The sequence below is a fragment of the Polaromonas sp. P1_G2 genome, assembly GCF_056405515.1.
The window spans coordinates 1-1,676 of sequence record NZ_JBFUBY010000479.1; the positions used below are offsets into that span (position 1 = coordinate 1).

The 1,676-nt window shown below is 66.7% G+C and carries 4 protein-coding genes; all 4 read right to left on the reverse strand.

The genetic code is table 11. From position 1 onward, the window contains the following. Positions 1–536, reverse strand: a 536-nt coding sequence (locus tag AC1D0P_RS25440; RefSeq protein WP_477679272.1) for a sodium:solute symporter family transporter, incomplete at its 3' end; no start/stop codon positions are given. After that, positions 537–794 carry a DUF4212 domain-containing protein gene (locus AC1D0P_RS25445; protein WP_477679273.1) on the reverse strand — a complete coding sequence of 86 codons (258 nt, stop codon included), beginning with the start codon at positions 792–794 and terminating at the stop codon, positions 537–539. Then, on the reverse strand, positions 781–1,404 hold the full coding sequence (locus AC1D0P_RS25450) for a tetratricopeptide repeat protein (RefSeq protein WP_477679274.1): 624 nt from the start codon (positions 1,402–1,404) through the stop codon (positions 781–783). Before AC1D0P_RS25450 ends, AC1D0P_RS25445 begins: the two co-directional genes overlap by 14 nt. After that, the coding region (locus AC1D0P_RS25455) for a hypothetical protein (protein ID WP_477679275.1) at positions 1,401–1,676 on the reverse strand (276 nt) is incomplete at its 5' end. The genes AC1D0P_RS25450 and AC1D0P_RS25455, both read right to left, overlap by 4 nt.

Genomic DNA, 1,676 nt, shown 5'->3' on the forward strand with positions numbered 1-1,676 from the left:
GGGTAGGTGAAGGAGCACAGGATGGCGGCAGCCACGCCAATGAGGCGCGGCAGGCTGCCACCGTAACGCTCCCCCAGGAAGTCCGGAATGGTGAACTGGCCGAACTTGCGCAGGTAAGGCGCCAGCACCAGCGCGACCAGGCAATAGCCGCCGGTCCAGCCCATGATGAAGGCCAGGCCGTTGTAGCCCGTGAGGTAGAGCGTTCCCGCCAGGCCGATGAAGGATGCGGCCGACATCCAGTCGGCACCGGTGGCCATGCCGTTGTAGACCGCCGGCACGCGCCGGCCCGCCACATAATATTCGCCCGCGTCGGTGGTGCGGCTCATGATGCCTATGCCCGCGTACAAGCCAATCGTGGCCAGCAGGAAGGCCGTGCCTATCCACAGGCGCGGCAGGCCCATGCGCTCCAGGCCCGCGAGGATGAGCACGAACGCCACCAGACCCACGGTGTACCAGCGGTAGACGCGGTTGAGCTGCGCCTTGAACTGCTGGCTGGAGAGCAAAACCCCGTCGCGCGAACCAAAGAAGCCGGCCATCTAGTCCCCGTCCGCCACGTCGTGTTCGATGTCGAGCCGGTTCATGTACCAAGCGTAAAAGCCGATGATCAGGCAGTACACCAGCAAAGCGCCCTGCGCGCCCATCCAGAAGCTGAAAGGCCAGCCGAAAAACCGGAAACTCAGCGCGCGCGCGAAGTAGCTCACGCCGAAAGTCACGCTGAACCAGACCAGCAGCAGCACGGCTGTCACCACCAGGGTTTTGCGCCAATAGCGGCGGTGGCTGTCAGCCGGCTGCATGACCTGCCTCGCTCGTGGACGCCCTGCCCGCCTGCAGCGCCGCGGCGTTTTCACGCTCCAGTTGCGCGGCCACGCGCGGCTCGAAACGCCGCAGGTGGGCAATGACCTTGCGCGCCTTGCCCGCCTCGCCCAGCGCCAGCCAGACCTGCGCGAGCCGGTACCAGCCATAGGGGCCCAGCGGCTGCAGCGCGGTATTGCGCTCCAGCGCCTCGGCGGCTTCCTGCCAGCGCTGCTGGTGGATATGGACCAGCGCCAGGCCGTACCAGGCCCGGTCCAGGCGCGGGTCCAGCGCCAGCGCGCGTTCGAAGGCCGGGCCGGCTTCTTCGTGGCGGCCGGCCTGTTGCAGCACATAGCCGAGGTTGAACCAGCCGGAGGCCTGTAGCGGCCAGGCGCAGGTGAGCTGCCGCAGGCTGGCAATCGCCTCCTGCGTGAGATGCAGCTGCGCCTCCACATGGCCACGGCTGGCCAGGGCWTAAGGATCGACAGGCCGCAGGCACAGCATCTGCGCGAATTTCGGCAAGGCGGCCGTGCGCTTGCCAGCTGCCAACAGCAGCAAGGCCTGCGCTTTCAGGAAGTGATAGTGCAAGAACGGCGCGGCCTGCAAATTCATTTGCACAGCGCCACCCCGATTTCCAGGCAGATGCGGATTTTCGCGACGGCGGCTGCAAGCCAGAGCATCGCCAGTACCAGGAAGGCCACCAGCGGCAGGTGGCGCTCCAGCACCACGGGCGGCGAAATCCAGCGCGCCGCCCTCACCCAGGGCCGGCCCAGCAGTTGCAGCAGGCGGTAAAAAAAATTGCTGTCGCGTCCCGCGCCGGCCAGCAAGCCCACCACCCATTGGCCGGCCAGCGCGAGTAGCGCAATTTCAGCAAGCAGTTTGGC

Excerpts from the sequence above, each read along its gene's own strand:
- AC1D0P_RS25445 (WP_477679273.1), bottom strand. The coding sequence starts at position 794 with ATGCAGCCGGCTGACAGCCACCGCCGCTATTGGCGCAAAACCCTGGTG.